The 1,847-nt window shown below is 63.2% G+C and carries 2 protein-coding genes; both read right to left on the bottom strand.

What is annotated here, in order from left to right; translation table 11 throughout:
- Positions 1–996, bottom strand: a 996-nt coding sequence (locus GY769_26150) for a hypothetical protein (GenBank protein ID MCP4205408.1), incomplete at its 3' end; no start/stop codon positions are given.
- A gap of 263 nt (positions 997–1,259) precedes the next feature.
- Complete coding sequence (locus GY769_26145) at positions 1,260–1,829, bottom strand: DUF481 domain-containing protein (GenBank protein ID MCP4205407.1); 570 nt, start codon at positions 1,827–1,829, stop codon at positions 1,260–1,262.
- Positions 1,830–1,847: the final 18 nt, after the last annotated feature.

Raw genomic sequence — 1,847 nt, 5'->3', positions numbered from 1 at the left:
GTCGAGGAACTGCCACTTCCCGACGAGTTCGAAGTGGTTGCCGGTGAACATATAGCCGCCCTCGATCTGGAATTTGTCGAGGTCGGTCGAGCCGTTGCGCCAGATGCCGCCGGTGAACACCGGGTCCACGGTGTCGCCGCTGACCAGATCGTATTCGATGTCGAACGAGACGCCCTTGCCGCGCAGCCCGGCCGAGATCTCGAAGCCCTCGGCGCTGTCGAGATCGGCCTTTGACGAGCTGGTGCTGCTGCCGTCCGCCGCGGTGAAGGTGTTGCTGTCGCCGTCGTTCTCCCAGGTGAACGCCGCCAGGCTGAAGTTGAACTTGCTCTCGTCGGAATGGAAGTCGCCCTGGTCGAACTTCACGTGACCGCGGGGATGAAAGTCGACGCGACCGGCGAGGATCAGACCCTCGTTCCAATCCGCGGCATTGTTGACCGGGGTGTCGAAGTCGATCCGGCGGACGTCGGGATCGACGTGCTCTGCTCCTGCGGCGAACGCGTAGGTCACCTTCTTCGAGTCGTTGTGACCCTCCAACTTGAAGCCGAGCTGACGGTCCGGCGACCCGAAATTGTGATCGCCCACGAAGCCCCGCTCCACGGTCTGCTGGCGCTTCGAGGAGGCCAGGAACTCGCGCGAGAATGGCGTCTTGGAATTGCCGATCGTCAGCGTCATGTTCTTCCAGCCTTTGTACTGCATGTAGGCGTCCTTGATCGCCACCTCGTTGCCGTCGAGAGACTTGCCGAAGTCGAACTGGATCTTGCCCCACCAGTTCTCGGTGACCGAGCCCGCGATGTAGGGCCGCAGCCGGCGGAAGAAGACGGTGTCTTCCGTGTCTCCGCCGTCGGGGTCGAGCATCAGGTACTGAAGCTGGATGCGCGCGCCGATCTCCAGCTTCTTGCCGTCCTTGTCGTAGACCACGATGCCGCCGTCGGCGGGCGGGGCGAGGCTGGCCGCGAGGGCGCAGCCGAGGATCAAAGCCATACAACGTCTGCCCATGTTGGATCTCCCTCTCTGGTCCTGGATGGTTGTCGGGGTGGCCCGCGAGTTGCCTGAAATCGTCCTCAAAATCTAGGAAGACGAGATGGAAAGCGTGCAACGCCCGTGTGACAACTATGCGACAGTGACACTCGCGAACGCGCCGCCCCGGCAGGTGGCATCCCAAAGGCCGATAAACGACCCTTCAGGGTGGTCGATCCGCCGGGCGCCTGCGCTCGGGCGCGATCCCCGAAACCATTGTTCGCAAGGCGCGGGCGCCCACTTCAAAAAGTCCAACCGAAAGAGGTCGCCGCTCCCCAGTCGTTCTTCTCGCCGCTGGCGGTCGATGAGTCGCTGTCGTAGCTGTCGTAGACGCTGAGGCTCCAGTAAAAGTCCTTGACGATCTCGCGGCGCAGCGACGAATCGAGCTCCAACCGCACGCGGCCCGACTCGGAGAGGCTGGGGAAGACGATGAAGGAGACCGAGACATCGGTCTTCGGCGTGTCGTAGGTGAAGAAGGAGTAGTCGAGCGCCAGGATGCCCTCCAGGCTGGTGCGGCCAGACTCCGAGTCGACCAGGATCTCCTGGCTGAGGCCGAACCCCGCCCCCACCGCCAAAGAGGTGCGATTGGTATCGACGAGGAAACCGCCATAGCCGACTCCCGCCAGGGAACGCAGGTCGAGGCCGAGCTCCAGATTGTGCTGAAACTCTCCCAGCCCCCGTACCAGGCGCCGATTCTGTAGAAAGCGCACATATCGGAGGCGGAGCGAGTGTCGCTCCGTCTCCTTCGCATTGTCCTGGGTGGAGAAGACCGAGCTCAAGTCGATGGAGGCCAGGCGCGTGCGCGAGCGCACCTCGTCCCAGGCTCACTG

This window comes from bacterium, assembly GCA_024224155.1.
Lineage (GTDB): Bacteria > Acidobacteriota > Thermoanaerobaculia > Multivoradales > JAHEKO01 > CALZIK01.
The sequence above is the reverse complement of the archived record's forward strand: the minus strand, read 5'-3'. Positions and strand labels throughout refer to the sequence as shown.